This is a genomic window from Bacteroidales bacterium (genome assembly GCA_035647615.1).
Lineage (GTDB): Bacteria > Bacteroidota > Bacteroidia > Bacteroidales > 4484-276 > SABY01.
In genome coordinates this window covers 94,677-115,424 of record DASRND010000032.1, presented here as the reverse complement: position 1 = coordinate 115,424, position 20,748 = coordinate 94,677, and the positions used below count along the sequence as shown (strand labels likewise).

Annotated in this window: 21 protein-coding genes; 7 read left to right on the top strand and 14 right to left on the bottom strand. The window is 45.7% G+C overall.

Annotated features, from left to right (window positions below):
- Nucleotides 1-46: 46 nt before the first annotated feature.
- From VFC92_10405 to VFC92_10380, 6 genes are all read right to left on the bottom strand, one after another.
- A complete protein-coding gene (locus tag VFC92_10405) occupies nt 47-274 on the bottom strand; it encodes a T9SS type A sorting domain-containing protein (protein HZK08598.1) in 228 nt (75 codons plus the stop codon).
- A 60-nt stretch (nt 275-334) separates the two neighbouring features.
- Nucleotides 335-1,123, bottom strand: a complete 789-nt coding sequence (locus tag VFC92_10400) for a lamin tail domain-containing protein (GenBank protein ID HZK08597.1) — start codon at nt 1,121-1,123, stop codon at nt 335-337.
- A gap of 572 nt (nt 1,124-1,695) precedes the next feature.
- Complete coding sequence (locus VFC92_10395; protein HZK08596.1) at nt 1,696-2,496, bottom strand: hypothetical protein; 801 nt, start codon at nt 2,494-2,496, stop codon at nt 1,696-1,698.
- A 25-nt stretch (nt 2,497-2,521) separates the two neighbouring features.
- Nucleotides 2,522-3,289 (bottom strand): L,D-transpeptidase, encoded by a 768-nt coding sequence (locus VFC92_10390; protein ID HZK08595.1) that lies wholly within the window; start codon nt 3,287-3,289, stop codon nt 2,522-2,524.
- 19 nt (nt 3,290-3,308) lie between these two features.
- A complete protein-coding gene (locus VFC92_10385) occupies nt 3,309-4,430 on the bottom strand; it encodes a L,D-transpeptidase (protein ID HZK08594.1) in 1,122 nt (373 codons plus the stop codon).
- Between the two features lie 84 nt (nt 4,431-4,514).
- Nucleotides 4,515-5,114 (bottom strand): hypothetical protein, encoded by a 600-nt coding sequence (locus VFC92_10380; GenBank protein HZK08593.1) that lies wholly within the window; start codon nt 5,112-5,114, stop codon nt 4,515-4,517.
- Between the two features lie 495 nt (nt 5,115-5,609).
- On the opposite strand from VFC92_10380, the gene VFC92_10375 reads away from it, so the two are divergent.
- Both VFC92_10375 and VFC92_10370 read left to right on the top strand, forming a co-directional pair.
- Nucleotides 5,610-6,191, top strand: coding sequence for an RNA polymerase sigma factor (locus VFC92_10375; GenBank protein ID HZK08592.1), 582 nt, complete (start codon nt 5,610-5,612; stop codon nt 6,189-6,191).
- A 41-nt stretch (nt 6,192-6,232) separates the two neighbouring features.
- Complete coding sequence (locus VFC92_10370; protein HZK08591.1) at nt 6,233-6,628, top strand: hypothetical protein; 396 nt, start codon at nt 6,233-6,235, stop codon at nt 6,626-6,628.
- Nucleotides 6,629-6,787: 159 nt separating this feature from the next.
- On the opposite strand, the gene VFC92_10365 is transcribed toward VFC92_10370, so the two are convergent.
- Nucleotides 6,788-7,567 (bottom strand): SAM-dependent chlorinase/fluorinase, encoded by a 780-nt coding sequence (locus tag VFC92_10365; GenBank protein ID HZK08590.1) that lies wholly within the window; start codon nt 7,565-7,567, stop codon nt 6,788-6,790.
- 137 nt (nt 7,568-7,704) lie between these two features.
- Here VFC92_10365 and VFC92_10360 point away from each other — a divergent pair, with 137 nt between their 5' ends.
- Both VFC92_10360 and VFC92_10355 read left to right on the top strand, forming a co-directional pair.
- Entirely contained in the window at nt 7,705-8,715 is a 1,011-nt protein-coding gene (locus VFC92_10360; GenBank protein HZK08589.1) for a PhoH family protein, read from the top strand.
- Nucleotides 8,678-9,622 (top strand): phosphoribosylaminoimidazolesuccinocarboxamide synthase, encoded by a 945-nt coding sequence (locus VFC92_10355; GenBank protein HZK08588.1) that lies wholly within the window; start codon nt 8,678-8,680, stop codon nt 9,620-9,622. Before VFC92_10360 ends, VFC92_10355 begins: the two co-directional genes overlap by 38 nt.
- Before the next feature lie 136 nt (nt 9,623-9,758).
- On the opposite strand, the gene VFC92_10350 is transcribed toward VFC92_10355, so the two are convergent.
- Genes VFC92_10350 through VFC92_10340 form a run of 3 tightly spaced genes read right to left on the bottom strand, consistent with a single transcriptional unit; the run spans nt 9,759 to nt 12,397 of the window.
- Entirely contained in the window at nt 9,759-10,718 is a 960-nt protein-coding gene (locus VFC92_10350; protein HZK08587.1) for a hypothetical protein, read from the bottom strand.
- A gap of 12 nt (nt 10,719-10,730) precedes the next feature.
- On the bottom strand, nt 10,731-11,990 hold the full coding sequence (locus tag VFC92_10345) for a hypothetical protein (protein HZK08586.1): 1,260 nt from the start codon (nt 11,988-11,990) through the stop codon (nt 10,731-10,733).
- 2 nt (nt 11,991-11,992) lie between these two features.
- Nucleotides 11,993-12,397 (bottom strand): hypothetical protein, encoded by a 405-nt coding sequence (locus VFC92_10340; GenBank protein ID HZK08585.1) that lies wholly within the window; start codon nt 12,395-12,397, stop codon nt 11,993-11,995.
- A 484-nt stretch (nt 12,398-12,881) separates the two neighbouring features.
- Here VFC92_10340 and VFC92_10335 point away from each other — a divergent pair, with 484 nt between their 5' ends.
- From VFC92_10335 to VFC92_10325, 3 genes are all read left to right on the top strand, one after another.
- Nucleotides 12,882-13,502: a redox-sensing transcriptional repressor Rex gene (locus tag VFC92_10335; GenBank protein HZK08584.1), complete on the top strand. Its 621-nt coding sequence runs from the start codon at nt 12,882-12,884 to the stop codon at nt 13,500-13,502.
- 288 nt (nt 13,503-13,790) lie between these two features.
- On the top strand, nt 13,791-15,434 hold the full coding sequence (gene ade / locus VFC92_10330) for an adenine deaminase (GenBank protein HZK08583.1): 1,644 nt from the start codon (nt 13,791-13,793) through the stop codon (nt 15,432-15,434).
- Nucleotides 15,435-15,495: 61 nt separating this feature from the next.
- The gene (locus VFC92_10325; protein HZK08582.1) at nt 15,496-15,792 is read left to right on the top strand and encodes a metalloregulator ArsR/SmtB family transcription factor; all 297 of its coding nucleotides are present in this window, start codon (nt 15,496-15,498) and stop codon (nt 15,790-15,792) included.
- Nucleotides 15,793-15,895: 103 nt separating this feature from the next.
- On the opposite strand, the gene VFC92_10320 is transcribed toward VFC92_10325, so the two are convergent.
- The 4 genes from VFC92_10320 to VFC92_10305 form a co-directional block, all read right to left on the bottom strand.
- Nucleotides 15,896-17,722: an Ig-like domain-containing protein gene (locus tag VFC92_10320; GenBank protein HZK08581.1), complete on the bottom strand. Its 1,827-nt coding sequence runs from the start codon at nt 17,720-17,722 to the stop codon at nt 15,896-15,898.
- Between the two features lie 159 nt (nt 17,723-17,881).
- Nucleotides 17,882-18,592: a tRNA (adenosine(37)-N6)-threonylcarbamoyltransferase complex dimerization subunit type 1 TsaB gene (tsaB, locus tag VFC92_10315; protein ID HZK08580.1), complete on the bottom strand. Its 711-nt coding sequence runs from the start codon at nt 18,590-18,592 to the stop codon at nt 17,882-17,884.
- Between the two features lie 29 nt (nt 18,593-18,621).
- The gene (locus VFC92_10310) at nt 18,622-19,329 is read right to left on the bottom strand and encodes a response regulator transcription factor (protein ID HZK08579.1); all 708 of its coding nucleotides are present in this window, start codon (nt 19,327-19,329) and stop codon (nt 18,622-18,624) included.
- Nucleotides 19,314-20,627 carry a HAMP domain-containing sensor histidine kinase gene (locus VFC92_10305; protein HZK08578.1) on the bottom strand — a complete coding sequence of 438 codons (1,314 nt, stop codon included), beginning with the start codon at nt 20,625-20,627 and terminating at the stop codon, nt 19,314-19,316. The genes VFC92_10310 and VFC92_10305 overlap by 16 nt, the downstream gene beginning before the upstream one ends.
- Nucleotides 20,628-20,748: the final 121 nt, after the last annotated feature.

The following is a 20,748-nucleotide window of genomic DNA, read 5'->3' as shown; positions in this document are numbered from 1 at the left end:
TCTTGATGTACACAGGTGTTCTTCTGATTTGGCGGTATGGTATGAACTATTTTACGAGAATCTTTTGTGTGGTGGTTGCACCATTCAGGAAGTTAATTTTCACCAGATAAAGCCCGTGATAACTTGTCTCTAACACCACTTCGGCTTCACTGAGCGGATTGGCAAATGTTTGCTCTGAAACCTGTTTTCCCAACAGATCAAAAATCTGAACGGATTTCATCATTTTGTTCGACGAAAGGGTAAAATGATCAGCTATTACGGGGTTGGGGTAAATATTTAAAGTTCCATCTAAACCAAGCTCATCAATTGCCGAAGGATCAGCAACACAATAATGCTACCCCAGATTATCCCAGATATCTTTATAAACAATGTGGCCGGTTATAGGATCTATTTGTCCTGGCACGGTATCCCATTCCTGACTAACCTTGAAAGGTTCTGGATTTTTAATAACTCCCTCAACAACTTCAGGTTTACGAATCAGTGAGTGGTCAGAAGTCCACGACATCCAAAAGGGACCAAAATCAGAACCATTGGTAGCCCTCTTTTGTACGATGTAATTAATCACCTTACCGGTAACCGGCTCACCAGCCGAATTACTATAAGTAATCGTAGAATCCTTCACGTATGACCATCCGGTTTCGGCGGAGATTGCGGCTCCCAGACCAACCTGTCCGATCAGATCCACAGATTTAACATTGGTTCCATTTTCCAGTGGGGGTTCGCCATTTGGAGTTTTTAATAAAGCGATGGCATCGTTGCCATTCATGTAGGTAGGTGCAGGATAATCATGGTCCAGCTGATCGGCCATAGCCTGCAATATGGGATCACAAGCAGGTGATGTAGGCGTGCTGGTGGTTTGCCCGTTTACAAGTACAAAAGTTTTGTAAGGCTCCAGCGTACCGGTAAGTTGCGTAATGCCTCCGCTTGTAAATGTGGTTTCCCCATTACTGTAACGAACTACCCAATAGTTGGTCAGGTCGATGGCCTGGTTGGTTGGATTGTAGATTTCGACAGCTTTGTTATTTCCGCTGCCCTCCACATATTCTGAAAAGAAAAGGTCAGTTTGGGCTGTAACAAACACAGCTACAAAGAACATTGCAATAAAAAGTAATGATTTTTTCATGATTAAGAATTTTAATTTTAGAATTTTTAATAGCTGCAAAAATAGTTAAATGAATTTAAAAAGCAGCCTCCTTTCCAATTTTTTTGTCAGGTAAGGGAGAAAGTCGGCAGGCTTCAGGCGGCAGGGAAACATGAGGCAGTCTTCAGCCCAGAGTTTTTATTTCTCAGGCTTCAGTTCACAATCCAGGCTTCAGTCCTCAGTCTTTCAGTACACATTTCAAATATCACAGCCCTTAGAAGGCGGGGTGTTTTCCGACAAAGCACTAACGGGACGACATCGGTTTTCCTATTTGTATTACAGGAATCTCTCACAAAGCCAACCCCGAAGGAGTGACAGGATTATAGCAACAGGATCAACAACAAAAAACAAACTCCGAAGGAGTGACATTATAGAAAATGTTGAGGGCAGAATTGAGAAATTTAAAGAGTCCCTTCTTTTCCATGAAACAAATAATAAAATTTTCACAACGCCACCCGGCAGTTTCGCCGCTGGTTGCCCCGCTGGTTGCCCCGCTGGTTGCCCCGCTGGTTGAGCGTCGGCTGGTGAGCGGAGCCAAATTAAGTCGAAACCTGCTACACCAATCTCAGCGTAATGAAAGGCTCCAAAGGAAGCGCTTTGTAGAGGGTGCGTGCGTCGCGTGCCGGGATGTAGATGTCGATGGCAGGCGTATAATCCGGTACTTCCAGCCGGCTGATGCTGCGGATAAAATTACTTAACACAGCATTACGACGGGCAAAGTCATATTTCTGCAGGGCAAAACCGGAAGCTTTTTCCTGTTGGTAAACGTTGATAGCTATTCCGTTGGTAAGATAAAGTGTAAAAAATATTGGTTGATTCATCGATGTGTCAGGCAGTGCCAGCGCAAGGGCATTATTTTCGGTGGTGTCGCGTGGAGCATTTTTTATTAGAAAGGTCTGTTTACTTACCGACGACACGCTGCTGTCGGAGACGTGGGGTTCCGAAAACATTCTGATCCAATACACGGGGTCTGTTTGTGAAAAGAGGCGACTGGTTTCACTTTTGCCAATATCAGCTTTGTGAACGACCACTCCATGCAGCTCAAGCGCTATGGTTTTCTGCACCAGATCGATGGTGAGGCTGGCCGAATCGGCAGCCATCATCGAGGCGCGCGATCTGAGCAATGCATTGTAGGCAAGCCGCTGCCAGTAAGCCGTATCGTTGTGCGTTTGCAAATATTCAGGCTGTACCACGTCGGCGTTAAACTCTTCGGTTAGTCGCCGCGAGGTTTCACGCACTGCCATAAAAGCCATTGTGGAAGCATACAAAATTACTACGGCAACGGCTGCTGCAAGCAGGTAAGCTATCGACCTTTTCAGTCGCCGGTAATCGCGTGGTGCATCTTGTTTTGACATCGGGAATTATAGAAAAATCTAATTATTAATAAATAAAAACTTTGGCCCCAGTCGGCATGGCTTTATAGATGGCTTCCAGATCATCGTCGCCCAGACGGATGCAGCCATGCGTAACGGGCAACCCGAGCAATCGTTGATAAAGCGTACCATGAATCAGGTATCCGTCGCCAAGATAGAGCGCATAGTCGCCCAGGGTGGAATAGTCGTAGCGCGAAGGATGATTGGCAGAGGGGACAGGCAGGCCTTCTTCCACAAAAGCCCAGTCGGGTTTTTTCCAAACCGGCGAAGAGGTCTTGCTACGCACCGTCAGCACGCCACGCGGCGTCTGGAAAGCCCACTTTTCTTTATCCGATTTTACCAGCAATGTGTAACTCCCGGTGGAGCAAAAACCGGAACGCAAAGCATCATCGCCGGAGCGAAGCGTAAATTTGTTCTCGCGGGTGTTGATGACCAGAAAGTTGGTGCGGGGCATTTTTGTTGCCAGCACCTTTTGCTGTCTGGCAATATCTTTTTCGATCATCGCCATCATGGCACCCGATTGTTCGGCATCGCCTGACACAGATTCTATCTTTGCCTGCGGCGCATAGAAAAAAGGCTGAAGATTTTGAAGCCATGGCAATGCAAACAGAAAAAACAGCAGCAAAACCAAAACAGACGTCAACAGCCACATCGATAGCCAGGCCAACAAAGGGAGAGGATGGAACAGCCGATGCACCCTCGCGAAAAAGTTGCGCGATGCGGTTATCAGCCATAGCTCCCGACTGCTTCCAATCAATTCAGTTTTGTCATCCATAGTTTTGAGTTCTTATCCATTACCATGCAACAAGCTTTTCGAGTGGCACCAGCGAGCCGATGATGTAAATCGAAGTACCTTCTTTGGTGCGTGCAAAGAGCCAATCCATATTTTCGTTCGTTAGCGCTATGCAGCCATCGGTCCAGTCGGTGCCGCGTCCACCGCCGCCATGTATTTCAATCAACCCGCCTATGTCGGCACTCCGTGGCAACGTACCATTTTTCTTTTCAGCATCAAAGCGTTTGCGGTCTTCGTTGTTAGGAAAGTCGATCAACAAAGCCTTGTAATACTTGGTCTGCTTGCCCGATTTCTTTTTTGTCACTTTATACTTTCCTTCTGGAGTAGCCTTGTCGCCGAGGTGTCGTTTGTCGCCAATCCAGTTTTTCCCCAGCTCAATATCCAGTTCGTTCACCTGTTCGCCGCGATGATACACAAAACATTTCTTTTGAAACTTACTCACCACAAGCACATAATCGCCCGAGGACTTCGACTGCCGCAAGGCCTCGTTGTTTCGTTCGACCCAAACACTAAAATTTTCAAAATAGTCTTCCAGTGTGTTGCGGGTCTGGGTATAGATAAAGTCGATGTCGTCGGCGGCAAGTTTGGTTTTTTCGTGACACAACAAATAATTGGCAGCTTTGTAAGCTGTTTCGGCTTCGGTGAGGCTCATCACCGCCGATTGAAAGCTATGCCGCACCTCTTTGTCGATTGGCAATTCGGAAAAATAGCTGTCGAAATTAACAGTTTTGTTTCTAAGGGCTGTGATACGTTTTTTAAGCGTTGTCTTCAGATCATAGGAATAGCTGGCTGCCTTTTTCGCAATCTGCTCTGATTTTTGTGTTGAAAGCCGGGCAAAATTCCGTGTACGATCGTAACTGCGACTGAGAAAAAACCGCTCGTTTTCAGCTTTCCATGCACCGTTGGCCGAATCGTACAATGCCGAAGCCTCCTTAAAATCGACAGGCATATAAATGTTGGCATTGGCAGCGCGTGCAAGCGAAAGCCGCCCGCGCGCCATTGCTATTTCGGCTATCGGCGGCTGAGGCCTGTTGGCGATAATCCACCAGGCAGCACCAGCCAGAGCAAGCAATACGATTGCCAGGATAAGAATGGTTTTGAAGCAGGGTTTTCTCGTTAACATGGGTAACGTAAATAAGAGGCTGCCCGAGCAAATTACGGACAGCCTCTGTTTCTTAATAAAATCTTATTCGATTCTACCCGAAGATTAGCGCATGCCTTTTCTGGCAGCTTTTTCCATCACGGTTTTCAGCTCGGTGTTGATGGCCAAAGCTTTTTCTTTGGCAGCATTGGCTTTGCCCTGAGCGGCGATCAGATCGCCGGCTTCGAGCAGCAAGTTGGTCTCGGCAACACTGGTTTCGATAAAGTTCTGGTCGGTTTTGATCATCTCAAGAGCAGCTACGCCTTCTTTGCCTTTGGGCGCTTTCGCGATCAAAGCGTTATTTTCGGCCAGCAGCATAGCGATTTCATCAAGCGAAGCCTGAATTTCCTGAATTATCATCTCTTTGCGCTCGATACTACTTTGCTGCAACTGAACAGCATTTTGTGAAATGTTAGCCAGTTTGTCTTTTACATCTCCATAGCTCGAAAAGAATTTCGACTTCTCAGCTTCAATCTCTTCCATCACTTTGTTGAATGAATCCTGCAGCGCAGCCATTTGTGCAGGCTGATAAATCTCTGCTCCAGCCATTTGTGCTTCTTGCAACGAGGCCTGGGTGCTATCGATTTCGGCTTGCGGAACTTTGGCACATCCGGCTACCAATACTAACATGGCTACAATAGCCAACGAAAACAATTTGTTTTTCATTTTTAATCTCCAATAAAGTTTGTAAAAAAGTTAATTTATTATTTCTGATTTTTTGTCCCGGCCTGATTTTTTACTGCAGGTCGATCTAAATTTGATATTTAGACGGAGGTCATCAAAAAAGTAACACAAAATGAAAAATAATTCTTTAGCAATAGCTGCACCCGCTGCCGGTCATGGGTTTTAATAATTTTAAAATTGATAGGCCCGGGTTTGGACGAGGCTGTGCCTCGTTCGGTCTATTTTTATAGGCTCAGCCTGTTCCAATGATCAGAAAAAGCAGGTTAGGCCTAAGCCGAACGTTGGGACTTCGTTTCTACCAGGGCTAAAAGATTTAGAACAAGGTTTTTCATTATTCACCAAAAAAATATTAAGGTGTGCTGCACTTCTGAGCTTAACAACCCGACAACTTCTTCCGACAATCCAACAAAAAAGAAAGTGCCGGTTTAACACAAAATCACTTACTTTACACCAAATTTCAATACAAGCGTCTCAGACATGGCAAATGTGGCCAAATACAGCACAGTGAAAGATGAAGAATTGGTGCGTCAGATTACCGAAGAACACCAAACCGCTCTTTTCGGCATACTGTATGCTCGTTATCACAAAAAGGTAGCCGACAAAAGCTACAGTCTGCTCAAAAACAGTGAGCTGTCGCAGGAGGCTGTGCAGGTTATTTTTATCCGCGCCTACGAGCGGCTGCCGGGATTCCGCGGCGAAGCTGCCTTTTCGTCGTGGCTCTACTCCATCACCTATAATTATTGTATCGACTTTTTGCGTAAGCAAAAACAACTGCATTATCCCGAATGGAACAGCCAGCAGGATTTATCAGAAATTATCGACGAAGAAAACGAAGATATCGAACGTTTTGATGATGAGTTGTTCACACGGCTACTCGACGAAATACACCCGGAAGAAAAAGCCCTGCTGATGATGAAATACATCGACAACATCTCCATCCGCGACATCAGCATCGCCCTGCGCATAAGCGAAAGCGCTGCCAAAATGCGCCTCAAACGTGCCCGCGCACGTTTGCTCTTTTTGTATCAGGAAAAAAATAAAGACACTTCGCAAGAGTGACTTTTGAAGCTATTCCCGTCAAAAAGAGAAAATTAATAACCATGCTTTCCATACGCAACAATATGGCCTGTGCCGGTAAAATAACCCCTCCGCAATTTGTGGCCGCCGCCTTTGACACCCTTTTCCCGGAAGCAGTAAACGTAGAATGGCACCCAAATGCGCAAGGCTTTGAAGCAGTGTTTCATCTCAACCAATGCGAAATGATTACCATGCTTGACGCAAATGGCCAGCTGCTCGAACTCCGCCGCAACCTACCGGCAGCCGAAGCACCTGATGTGGTAAAAGTAGCGTTGGCTCCCGGAGCCGAGCTGATGAATGTGATAAGAGTGGAAAAAACCGAAGTAACCTACGAGATCATCTACCGCAACAGCCGCCTCGACCGCTTCGTGATGCTTATCAACGAAAATGGGAATATCCTTTCGGATAGCGCACTTTAGAAATCTTTTTTTATCGGATTACCCCGCGCCTCGTCGGTTTTCTTTTTTTAATTTACCGCAAAGGCAGAGAGACACAGAGATGTTTTTGTTTTCCTCCGCGCCTTTACATCTCTCCGGTTTTATCTTTTCACCGCAGAAGCACGGAACCGCGGACAGCCTCTACTTAAACTCCATCCTTACCGAGTCGTTGTGACGAATGCCCAGCAGGCCGGCGGCATTGGCCATGCTCACGGCTATTTCGAGATGGCCGGTAGCATTAAAAAAAGCAAGAATCTCACCCGCGCCAACGTCTTTGTAGGATTGACTTATGGTCTTAACGCTGTAACGCTCAGCGCCAAACGTTAGCACGAAATCCCGTTTACGGCCTACCTCCAGATAGAGCGGGCGCGTAATGTTGGTGATCACATTTTCGTAATGATCGATATAAATCACGTGGCCTTTGATAAGATCGGGCGTGGTAACCGGCCGAAAAGGAATACGCTCAGTGAGTGCCTGACGATCGGGGCCAATCTCCTCCAAAGTGCCACCTTCGGAAATATGCTGCACCACTTTGATGAAGATGTCGTAAGTAGCAAAAGTGTAAGTGTCGGTATCCTGAATCATGTCGATTTCTACAATCCGTTCGGGTGCATGATCGAACACCAGCGAAAAAATACCGTTGTCGCTGCCGATAAAATAATGCCCGTCATAAAGCACCACCACGTGCGGCATCTCGATGGTTGCGTCGGCCATGATGTCGATAAGATGAAAGGTGCCGGGCGGAAATCCTGCAAAAGTATTGCGGAGAACAAAAGAGGCGCTGTTGAGATTAAATGGCGGAATGCTGTGAGAAATATCCACGATGACAGCACCCGGCATGCGCCCAATGATCTTCGACTTGACCATGGCTTGATAATGATCGCGGGAACCCCAATCGCTCAAAAGAGTAATTATTGGCATCGTGCTTTGCTACTTTTCTGTTTTTCGTTTCGGTGTCAAAATTAGTATTTCTTGCCGAGGAGCAGGATATTTTGATACTTTTGGGCATTAAAATCTGGAGTTTATCGATTATTAAAACAACATACTTTTACTACTGAATGACAGAAAAAACCATTTCCATTGAAACCTACAACCCTTTAGAAATCTTTGGCGTTAACGATGCCAACCTCAATCTCCTGAAATCCCATTTCCCAAAGTTGAAAATTGTAGCGCGCGGCATGGAAATAAAAGTGCTGGGCAACAAAAATGAAATCCATGACTTTGAACGGATGTTTCAGCTGATGATGATGCACTACGAGCGCTTTGGCAAAATCAGCGAACGCGACACCCGCGACCTGCTTGGCAGCGATGGAGAAGAACTTCCCACGGTTGCATTCGACAACACCGACGTGCTGGTTTACGGCATGCACGGCAAAGTGATAAAGGCACGTACGCCCAACCAGCAACGCATGGTGGAGAGCGCCAGGCAAAACGATCTGCTTTTTGCCATCGGCCCCGCCGGCACCGGAAAAACTTACACCGCCGTAGCGCTGGCCGTGCAGGCACTGAAAAACAAAGAGGTGCGCCGCATCATCCTTACCCGACCCGCAGTAGAAGCCGGCGAAAATCTTGGTTTCCTGCCCGGCGACCTCAAAGACAAACTCGACCCGTATCTGCAGCCGCTTTACGACGCTTTGCGCGACATGCTCTCACCACCGAAACTCCTGGGCTACCTCGAAGACGGAACCATCGAAATTGCGCCGCTGGCTTTTATGCGTGGCCGCACCCTCGACAATGCTTTTGCCATCCTCGACGAAGCACAAAACGCTACCGAAAACCAGCTCAAGATGTTCCTCACACGCATGGGAAGCTCGGCCAAATTTATGGTAACCGGCGACATCACCCAAATCGACCTACCACGTAACCAATCCTCCGGGCTGGTGCAGGCAACGCGTATTCTGCGCGACATCCCCGGCATCGACTTTATATTCCTCAACGAAAAGGATATCCTCCGCCACAAGTTGGTAACACGCATCATCAAAGCTTACAGCAATCCAACGGCAAATAATAACACCACAAAAACACCCAGCGATGAACAACACAGTGACAAAGACCGACTTCAGCTTTGACGGACAAAAAAGCCTCTACAAAGGCAAAGTCCGCGACGTTTATAATATCCGCGACCAATATCTAGTGATGGTTGCCACCGATCGCATCTCGGCGTTTGATGTGGTGCTGCCGCGCGGCATTCCCTACAAGGGGCAGGTGCTCAACCAGATTGCCGCCAAATTTCTGGATGCCACTGCCGACATCGCCCCCAACTGGAAAATTGATGTGCCCGACCCGATGGTTACGGTGGGCATACTTTGCGAGCCTTTTCCTATCGAGATGATCATCCGCGGCTATCTCACCGGCAGCTCCTGGCGCAGCTATTCCAAACGCGCCCGCCAGATTTGTGGCGTCCCCATCCCCGACGGCATGAAAGAGCACCAGGCTTTCCCGCAGCCCATCATCACACCTACTACCAAAGCTACCGTAGGCCACGATGAGGATATTTCGAAAGAAGAAATCATCAAACAAGGATTGGTTTCTAAAGAAGATTACGAGCAGCTCGAAAAATATACCGCAGCACTTTTTGAGCGCGGCACCGCGATGGCCCTGCAAAAAGGTTTGATACTGGTGGATACAAAATATGAGTTTGGCAAACGCGATGACACAATCTATCTCATCGACGAAATTCATACGCCCGACTCGTCGCGCTACTTTTATAGCGAAGGCTACGAAGAGCGCCAGCAAAAAGGTAAGCCGCAAAAACAACTCTCCAAAGAATTTGTGCGCGAGTGGCTGATGGAAAATAACTTTTATGGACAAATCGGGCATCCGGTTCCCGAAATGACTGATGACATTGTGGAGATGGTCTCCGACCGTTACATCGAACTTTACGAATCCATCACCGGCGAACCCTTTCACAAAGCCGACAGCACACAGGTAATCGCCCGCATCGAGAAGAATATCAAGGAGTTTTTGCAGGGATGATTCGTTTTTAATTTTAAAACATACACAAACCTGACAAGCCAAATCACAGTTTAATAGATGTAATGCCCTTTAAATTACCACTAACAAACAAATGCACTATACATGCTGTTGAACCTCCGGTATTCATCACCTTCAATTAATTATACATAAAGTCTTGTATTAAATTGTCAATTTCTGATGGAAGGTCAGCTTGTTTTAAGTATCTATTCCAATTGTCATCTTGGAAATTTTTAACTCCCATTTTCTTTAGCCACGTTGACCAATAAGAATTCAGAACGTCAAGTTCCCAACTTCTTTCGGGGACAAAGCCTATAACAAAAATTTCAAGGTTATCTAATCCTGTTACTGGAACATCGAAGCCATATCCTTCATTTTCAATTTTTGATTGGTAATTATCTGAATTAAAACCCCATCTAGTCAAGTGACTCGACAGTAAATAGTTACTTTTATTAAAGGAATTTTTAAAATTCGTTCCTGACATATACATATAGCCATCTGTCAAAATAAACAATATGTTTCTATGATTTTCTTTAATACAATAGTCTTTAGCTTTCGATTTAAAGAAATCATAAATATCTGAACCCGGGTAATCGTCTATTCCGTTTTGAGCGGAAGGTTCTTTTTGCTCTAATGTTTTTTGATAAAATGAAGAAGTGTAATCATAGTAATCGTTACTAATCGAGCAGATATTATCTAAAGTTGCATTATCCTTAGTAAACTCCTTATTAAGTAATTTTAAAACGCTATCAAGGCTGTCAATATTTTCAGGTAAAGGATGCATAAATAATTTCAGGTTATCATTTATCAGCACCGCTTTCTTATTCCTTAAGTGAGTTTCAAATGATTCTGCAATTGACTTAATGTACCCCAAATCCTTCTTCCAATGTTCCATTGCCGCGTCAGGCTTTAATGTTGGGCTTATTCTGTCCGAAAGATCCAAGAAGATACTAACATTTAAGTTTTTCCGCTCTCCGGTTAGTTTTTTCACTTCCCCACAATTATTTTCTGACTTGACATTTCCATCAGTACCATTGCACCCCTCAAAAAGAAGACTTGCAAAGATTATTATAATAAAATAAAGGTGTCTTAAGTTCATATCCATACGATTTTATGTAAAAACAACATTTTCTCTATTTTCATTTGAGACATTATAATTTCTTAGGTGTTCTCTCGAGACATCATTACATTTTTGAATTAGTAATTGTTTTGGCTCTGTTGGCAATGCGATTTCCCTGCTGATGGCTAAAAGCCAGCCGTTTAGATATTGAGCATGATAAATCAAGTACCTTTTCTTTTCAAAAACAAATCCATCTATTTTTAATTGCAGCTCTTCAATTTTTCCTAAAATAGTAGTGATTTCTGTTTCTATCGATTCTTTGAGTTTTTTGGTTTCATCCTTTTCTGTAAGTAAGTTTTCTTTTCGACTCTTTAAGGAATTTATGTAAACTTTGATTTTGTCGATGTTTTCATACTCATGCATAATAAAGTCAAAAACCAGTCCCCATATTACATAGACCACAAAACCAGCAAAGATTATCCCCCAAAACTCAACACTTTGAAATGCTAAACCCAAATTAAAAACCTCTCCCGGTAACTTTTCAAAATCGAAAATCTTTTTTTCGATTTGATAAGCAAGAATTGCATCAAAAATGAAAGTAACAACAAAAAGACTTGTAATTTTCATTGAAGTTTTCCCTTTTGATTTCCGGAACATATGAATCAAATAACCCAGACCCATAAAGGCAAAAGGTATTGTACATATGAATACTACTTCGAGAAGTCCACCATTAGGGTCATTGTATGCTTTTGAAATAGCCTGTCCATCAAAAATAGCAGCAAAAACTGTTGTGTTTATTTCAAAGGCTTTAAAGAACGCAGAATATGAAGCAGATATGTAAAAAACAAGAATGTAGAGTGTTATTGGAAGTAAAATCAGTAAGCCAATATAAAACTGTGCTTTAGGTTTTTTATCTGCATCAACCCCAAATTTATTAGGATTGGCCGGTACTTCTGTAATGTCTTGATCTATTTTTTTTATTTGATTTGAAAGGTCGTCAATAGACTTTTCTTTCATTTCTTTTAGCAAGTTTCTTTTAGCAAGCTCTGTTTTTTGACGCTGCTGATCTTCAATGAAGGGGCTTTTGAGGCGATCTTGCTCTTGTGTAGCTAGCCTGCTTTCTTCTTTAAATCGTTCAAATACTTCTACAAGACAATTTTCTAGAATGCTTGGTGACCCTAATGCATCAATACATTTTCTTGTCCCATCTTCAAAATATGTTTTTGATTCAATGTTCGTTATCGATGGTTGTTCGAATGGGGACTCCACCACCTTAGGCTTTAAAGTTATAAGTCTTTTTAGTGCATTCATAATTATGAGTTAAGTTCTTTAATGATATCATACTTTGTTTTTCCTTCCTTTACCGATGCTATAAAGTAATCTGAAAGCTCGACAATATTTTCTTCCAAAAATCCGAACTTTCGGCAAAACTTTTTCAAGGTGACTCTTTCATCATCAGAAACAGAACCATCTGCCCAAATCATTCTGGCAAAGTCAAAAAGATATTCAAGTTTTTGATCAATGGATTCAGGTACTACTAAGTGCCCTGTTGTTGATAATAAAACCTTGTCAAGTTCATCGCTGGAAATATTTCTTTCCTCTGCAAATTCATAAAGCATTTTCCATTCGAGTGGACTAAAATCATCATCAGTCATTGCCATTTGGTAAAGTCTTAGAAATTGCGCCTGAAGTTCAGCAGTTATTTGTATTTCACTCATATTTAGATTGTTTAATTTCGTATTTAAGTTTTATTCTTAGCTTAACTCTATGTGGACGAACAACGTATCAATTAAGTTGCCACTGATTATCCATGTTTTCGCACTTGGTTGATATTAAAAATGGGATTTTAATTTTTGGAAGAGAAGAGTTTAGAAGGCACCGGAACTCCCGTCCCATACTCAAAATGCTATCAAACATCCTTTCCTCATCGCTGATGAACCAGTAATCCTTCTCAAAACGCAAGCTAACCAACGTGTTACTGTGGTGAGTATCGTTAGCAAATATTTTTGTATTGACCTCCATTTGCGTAAGACATGATTTTTAGGCGCCAAATTTAGTAAGAATATCCTTAGAAAATGCCAGCCCACCGTTAATTTTACCCGTTCTAAATAAAACTCTCCTCTGCTCGTTTACCGCCGATGCTCCTCCGGTAAACATTTTCACCGCAAAAGTTGTAATATTGCACCAGCAATAATAAAAAGCATGTATTTACCGGATAAAACCGTGGAGCGTCTGAGCCAATACCGGCGCAGCCTGATGGTGACGCTCAACAGCGGCAAATTGTTTATTTTTTCGCACGAGATAGCGCAACTGCTGCACATCACACCTGTGCAGGTGCGCCGCGACATTATGCTCATCGGCTACAACGGAACGCTGCGCAAGGGTTACGATGTGGGAGAACTCATCGACCTGATCGGCAAAATCATCGACACCGAAAACGGCCAGCATGTGTGTATCATGGGTCTGGGGAATCTCGGCAAAGCCATCATGAAATATTTCGGTGGCAAGCGCCCCAAGCTGAAAATTGTAGCAGCCTTTGATGTAAATCCCGAAAAGACAACCCAGCTTTATGCCGGCATCCCGGTATTTCATATCGATGAGTTGCAGCATAAAGTGGCGGAGCTTACTATCAGCATCGGCATTATCACTGTGCCGGTGGATAAAGCTGTCGAAACCGCCGAGCTTCTTGTGCAGGCCGGCATCAAAGGAATTCTCAACTTCTCATCCAAGCCGCTCAACCTGCCCAACCACGTTTATCTCGAAGAGTACGACATGATCACGTCGATCGAAAAAGTGGCCTATCATACCAAGCGGAGCAACTAACCGCAAATGCAAATCTCAAAAAGACATAAAACATCCACTAGTAGTCGGAGTAAACATCACAAATGAATTGTAATTATTCAGGTAGTTGATTTAAAAAAAATACATCAAATGAAAATCCTACAGATTAAGGTATATCCATCGCACACCCCCCGGCCCCCTAAAGGGGGAGTTGCCAACGCACAATCGAGGGTGTGTGGGCTGACTTCCCCTTTAGGGGATTGAGGGGTAGTGTGGGCATTTATAAAATAAATTTCGTACTTGAAAATTCTATAAAAAAAACCAACCATCATGCACGATTATAACGAAATACGCCTTTCAGGAAATATTGTGGATTTACTCCGGGAAAAGATTTTTAAAGGAACGGTAGTAATCCGCGACGGGAAAATTGCAGCCATCGAACCTGGCGATGTTGCCGGGGAACATTACATCCTGCCGGGTTTTATCGATGCGCACGTACACATCGAAAGCAGTATGCTGATTCCTTCGGAGTTTGCGCGGCTGGCTGTTGTGCATGGCACGGTGGCTACGGTTAGTGATCCGCACGAAATTGCCAACGTGCTGGGAATGGACGGTTTGGATTACATGATAGAAAATGGCAAACAGGTGCCTTTCAAATTTTTCTTTGGGGCGCCTTCGTGTGTGCCAGCTACCGGTTTTGAAAGCTCCGGAGCAGTGATCGATGCAAAACAAATAGATGCGCTGCTGGCCAGACCCGACATTTATTACCTTTCGGAGATGATGAACTTTCCGGGCGTGCTCTACAACGACGCCGAAGTGATGGCCAAGCTGGCAGCAGCCCGCACATACAACAAGCCTGTGGATGGCCATGCTCCCGGCCTCAAAGGCGACGATGCACGCAAATACATCGCGGCGGGCATCACCACCGACCACGAGTGTTTCGGTATGGAAGAGGCGCTGGATAAGATAGAATATGGGATGAAGATACAGATTCGAGAAGGCAGTGCCGCGCGCAACTTTGAGGCGTTGGTGCCGCTGCTCGAAGACCATGCCGACAAGGTCCTCTTTTGCTCCGACGACAAGCATCCCGACGATCTGGTAAAAGGCCACATCAACCAGTTGGTGCAACGTGCCGTTGCTACCGGCCACCCGGCTATGAAAGTGTTGCGCAGCGCCATTCTTAATCCTGTCGAACATTACGGCCTGGAAGTGGGGCTGCTCCGACCCGGCGACGATGCCGACCTGATTGTGGTAAAAGACCTTAAAGATTTCGCCGTTTTAAAAACCTACATCCGCGGCACGTTGGTAGCCGAAAACGGGAAGACGTTAATCAAAAGCGTGAAGGCAAGCACACCCAATCATTTTGTTGCTAAAAAAATATCACCGGAGCAGCTTGCAGTAAAAGCGTCGGGGGATAAAATGCGGGTGATAAAAGTGATCCCCGGCGAACTAATCACCGAAGAAATGATTGTTGTGCCGAAAACCGAAAAGGGTCAGGTGGTTGCCAATCTCGACCGCGATATTCTGAAGCTGGTGGTGATCAACCGTTATCAAAAAGCAGAACCGGCCATTGCTTTTATTCACAACCTGGGTTTCCGAAGCGGCGCTATTGCCAGCACCGTAGCGCACGACAGCCACAACATCATCGCTGCAGGCACCTCCGACACAGAAATAGTACGCGCCATCAATCTTCTCATCGAAAGCAAAGGCGGAATTGTTTTGGTGAATGGTGAGCAGGAACATCTGCTGCCTTTGCCGGTAGCAGGACTGATGTCGGCAGATGATGGATACAAAACGGCAGCTGCCTACGAAAAGATCAATCACCTCACCCGGCAACTGGGCACCCAACTGGAAGCTCCCTTTATGGCACTGTCGTTTATGGCGCTGCTGGTAATTCCTAAGCTTAAGCTAAGCGACGCCGGACTTTTCGACGGAACCAAATTTGGATTTACAAGTTTGTTTGTTGATCAATAAAACAAGTCCCTGCAGCAGGAGTCTTTATTTTTATAAATTTGCTGCGATTAAAATTAGCGCTATGGATAGAAAAACGAAGATTGATCTCGAAAAACTCGAAGCTGCCGCCAGTCGCCTCAGAGCCATTGGCCACCCCATGCGCATCGCCATCATCGAGTTGCTGGAGCAAAAACCTTTGAACGTTACCGAAATTTACACCGAACTTAACATCGAACAGGCAGCCGCCTCGCACCACCTCAACGTTTTAAAAAATAAGAATATGCTCGTTTCACGACGACGCGGCAAAAAAATATTCTATTCGCTGCGCAATCACGCACTCACAGAGTTGATCGATTGCATCAATCGTTGCAACGAATAGTCTGGCACAAAATGGCTGACTGATAGATTTGTGTTTGTAAAAACCTTCCTTTCTAAACGGAAAATTCCCACAATACACCCCCCACTTTCACCCAAAGAAATCATCACGGCAATTTCCATGTCTTTTCGATATCCCAGTTAGCTCTTACTATTAGCTCATCAGGGAAATAATACACCCGTTCGGGCTGCCGGCCATCGGTGTAAACTCCGGTGTCCCAACGACGATTTGGCCGGCGGTCGGCGATAGCTTTTATGAGATAGGTATCCGGTTTTAAAAAATCCATTTGTACCTGTTGCGATTCGGTAAGATAAAACTCACGAAGAACGCGCTCTTTCGCGTCCAACAACTGAATTATATAGGGCCTGGCGGTGCTGTCGAGACTTACATTCAGAAGGATGCTACCATATTCGCGGAGGCTGCCGGTGCTAAAAGCAAATCCCAGCGAGTCATTGGTAAGGCCATAGATGCTGTAAAAGATTGAGTCGGAGAAAATGATTTCATAGCGCGTATCTTCTTTTAGCTGATGCTCGAACTGAAATTTACGCTGGATGCTATCGATAGCCACAAAAGGCGCCGCCCCCAAAGTATCCTCTCCTTCCACCATCAATGACCGGTCAAAGTTGTAGCGAGCCAGTGGTGCGTCAATTGTCAAAACCAGTGGCTTCCCAAGGTTGAGCTTCCGGCCTTTGATATTGGCAGAGATGGCAATCCGCTCGGGTCGCTCCAGCTCCTCATCACCCCTCGGTCTCCGCGCAGGCTTTTTTTCGGGTGGTGCAAAAGCGAGCTGCAGCGTATCGAGTACTTCATCCGGATTGGAAACTTCCAGCCGCAAGCTGTCGATGGCTGTATCAGTAACCCACCACGTAATGGTGTCGTGGTATCTGCTGGTTTCCATAATGTTCCAATCGGATTCAGCCGTACCATCAAGCACACGCAAATGCAGACTTGTAGCCGGCGCCGTAAAATTGATCTGAAACCGCGGTGGATAAAAACTCTCCACCGAGGCTATGCGCAGCGTCGAATCCACCTGTTTAAACATTTCCAGGATATAAAAAGCATGGTCGTGCTTTGTGCTGATGCTGTCGGTGAGCAAAGTATCGCCGGCAATGGGTTCCACGATAAGTGTATCGGCAATATGCCTTTCGGCAAAAACGGAATCCGCGTCAAGCGTATCGGCGTAAGCCTTTTCAACAAAGTGTGCGTGTTCCATCGCCTCGGGTTTCAACAACGAATCGATAAAAGCAATCTCTTCGTCCGGCTGGTCGAAAAGGTAGTTGCTGTTGAGGTCTTTCAAAGCAAAAATCCGATACGGCTCGTTGCGCAGATTTGTCAACAGAAATTGTCCTTGCTTATTGGTTTTGGCAACATAAAGCGGCCGGACGAGCATGGGCAGCGAGTCGTCGGGAACCGTGTCGATGTGCGGCGGATAAAGCATCACAAAAGCGCCTTCGACAGGCTGCCGGTTGAAGGCCATGAGCACCTCGCCGGCGATGGCCATCGAGTCGATGTAGGCGCCGGTGGAAAAAACATAGCTGTAATCGACCAGCGGGTTTTCTTCGGCCAGATCGACGATGGCATTACCAAAGAAAATAGAGTAGGTGGTGTTTGGCTCCAGCTCCGACTTTAGATCAATAATCAGCGACTTGCCGCGGAGTCTGTATTCCGGTTTTGTTTCGAGCGGTGGCGAAATAAGCACCTGCTGATCCGGGTTTTTAATTTTTACAAATTCATCAAAATGAAGTACAATAGATTTTTTATTAAAGAAGATAGCCTGGTTTTCCGGAACGCTGCTCAGAACTATCGGCGGCTCTATGTCACGCGGACCGCCACCAGGCGTCACGGGATTGGCGCAGCGCCCGGCAAAAACCACCACCACGGCCATCAGCAGCAATTGCCACCCATACTTCCAAACCTTCGCCTTTATTGTCATTTTTGTTTTAATAATTCGTAAACGTGAATTGTTAATCGTTATTCGTTAATTTTTAATTGTTAATCGTTGTTCGTTGTTCGTCTGTATTTCCAGACGCACGGCCATGCGTCTCTACGTCCCAATTGGCACTGCCAACTGCGGGCTACCATCTGCCTCCCCTTACCGCAATCCTTTTACATGAGGCGGTGCAGCTTTGAATTCTTTCAGATAAAATGGCTCGCAATACGCCAGGTCTTCAAAATCGTTGTTTTCAAATTTTCGTTGCGCCAGCCCGACCATGTAGCTTGCCGATGGTGTAAAATCATCGATAAAAATTGCCTGCGGAAGCTGCTGCAAAATGGTTTTGGCCTTGGCCATGCCATCGCCTGCAAACACCAAACTGCTTTCAGCCGGCCATTGCTGCAAGCCTTCGTCGTCAATCACCACGGCCTGCACCTCTCCAAACTGTTCCAGCCGTGCATCGAACTGTGCCGTGTAAACTTCCATTCGTCGTGCATCTATCATCGGGCAATAGATAGTATCATCGGGCAACCGGATTTCCTGCTGTGCTTTCTGCGCCATTCCCCAGGCCATCGCCTGCAAAGTGCTTATTGCGATAAGCGGCAAATCCAGCGCATAACACAAGCCTTTGGCCGCCGACACACCGATACGCAAGCCGGTGTAGGAGCCGGGGCCCATACTTACCGCCACCGCCGAAAGATCGGTAGGCTGAAGATTACCAGCTTTAAGAACCTCATCGATAAAAACCGTGATGACGCGCGCATGTGCATTGGTTTCGTTGGTTTGCCGCACATGCTCCACGATGCCGTCGCGGCTTAACGCTACCGAACAAAAAGGCGTGGCTGTGTCGATGAGAAGGATGTTTTTCATGGCTGCAAATATATACCAACAAACGGATGTCAGGAGTGGCTTTCGTTGGTGACGAGGCGATAGCCCACGTTGTGGACATTTTCGATTTTGAGTGCCGGATCCTCTTTGAGATATTTGCGCAAGCGCGAAATAAAAACGTCGAGGCTGCGGCTGGCAAAGTAATGATCGTCGCCCCAGATTTTCAGCAGCAGTTCGCCGCGTTTGATGAGCGTATCAGGATAACGGCAAAAAGCCGCCAGCAGTTGGGCTTCGCGATGGGTTAGCTGTTTTTTATCATCGTTGCGGATCAGCATGTGGTTGGACATGTCGAAGGTAAAGCTTCCAATGGTGCAGCTCCCAACAAGCTCTTCAGTTTCTTTGCGCAATCCTGTGCGGCGCAAGAAAACTTCTATCTTAAGCACCAACTCCTCGATGGAAAAAGGCTTGGTGATGTAGTCGTCGGCACCGATGCGCAGGCCGTGGATTTTGTCTTCACGCGTGGAGCGTGCCGTTAGAAAGATGATGGGAATCTCTCGATTTATGTGGCGCACTTTCATGGCAAGCTCATAGCCATCCATACGTGGCAGCATCACATCGAAAATACACAGGTCGTATTTGTTTTCACAAAATAGCTCCCAGCCAACAATGCCATCTTCGGCAAAATCGACGCTGTAGCCGTGCAGCTGCAGGTTGTCGCCCGTAACATACGAAAGCGTCACGTCGTCCTCCACATAAAGTATTTTTATTTGTTGATCCATGATGATGCAGGTATTTGGATGATAAAAACGGCTCCCTTGTCTGACGAGCTTTCCAGAGAAATGTCCCAGTGGTGTGCTTCACAGATGTTTTTTACATAATAAAGTCCCAGCCCAAAACCTTTCACGTCGTGCACGTCGCCGGTAGGGATGCGATAAAACTTCTGAAACACTTTTTTCTGGTATTCTTTGGAGATGCCAGGGCCGTTGTCGGCAATGGTAAAAATAATATGCTGGCCACTTTTGTGGGTGCGGATAATGATATTCGTCGAACCGCGCGAATACTTCACGGCATTGTCGAGCAGATTGTGAATGATATTGGTAAGATGCAGCCTGTCGGCAGTGATTTCGGGAATTCCGGCATCAAGATGTTTTTCGATGAAAATGCTGGCGCCGTTACCGGTTTTGCAATTATTCACCACCAGCTCTATAATCTCGTTGAGTTGCATCGGCTCCAGCTTCAGCCCAAAACCATTGCGCTCGATGCGGGCTATCTGTAGCACCTTCTCCACCTGATTGTTGAGACGCGTATTTTCCTGTTTAATGATAGCGCCGTAATTGCGCAGCCGCTCGGGCTGCTGCAAAATGTCGGGTGAAAGAATGACGTCAGCCGAAATATTGATACTCGAAATAGGCGTTTTAAATTCGTGCGTCATGTTGTTGATGAAATCTTTCTGAAGTTCTGACAGACGCTTTTGCCGGAGGATGATAAAAATAGCCCAGGCATAAAAAATCACCGACACCAGCAGGATCCCCGAAAAGACAAACCAAAGGCTCATGTCGCCTGTGATGTAGTTACCTTTGGTAGGAAAGTTTATACCAAAATAATAGACATACTCGCTGTATTTGGGCAGCGTGGTCGATAGTTTTATCTGCTTGTCGTGGCCACCGGCAGTTACATAGTTGCCGTATACCATCTTATCGGTGTGGCAATCGTAAATGCCATACTCGTAGTCGGTGTTGATGTTGAGCTTGTCGAACTCGGTGCGGAGGTAGTAATCCAGAATGTTGGCATCGATGACGCTGTTGGTGTTTACCACAAAATAGTTGCTCGACAGGCGGCTCACCGGATTTTCGTTGGGCAGCTCGGTTTGGTTGTAGTCGCTGAGCTTGACGGCCACATTGCGCAAACCGATAAAAACCGTTTGTGTAAACTCCTTTTCGTTGATGTTCCAGGCCTTTTGCAACCAATAAATCTGTATGACGAAGATGCCAATGATGGCAAAGGTGCCCAGAATAACGATAAACCGGATGTGATTTCTTCTCATAATAGTACTGATGCCTGCTGCTTTATCTGACAAAGAAAACACTTTTTTCGGTGCAGGGCGCATGGCGCGGAGAGCATGGCGCATGGCGGAGGATCCAGGGTAATAATGAAAAACATCTGCATTGAGCGGGCTTCGACAAGCTCAGCCACCACAG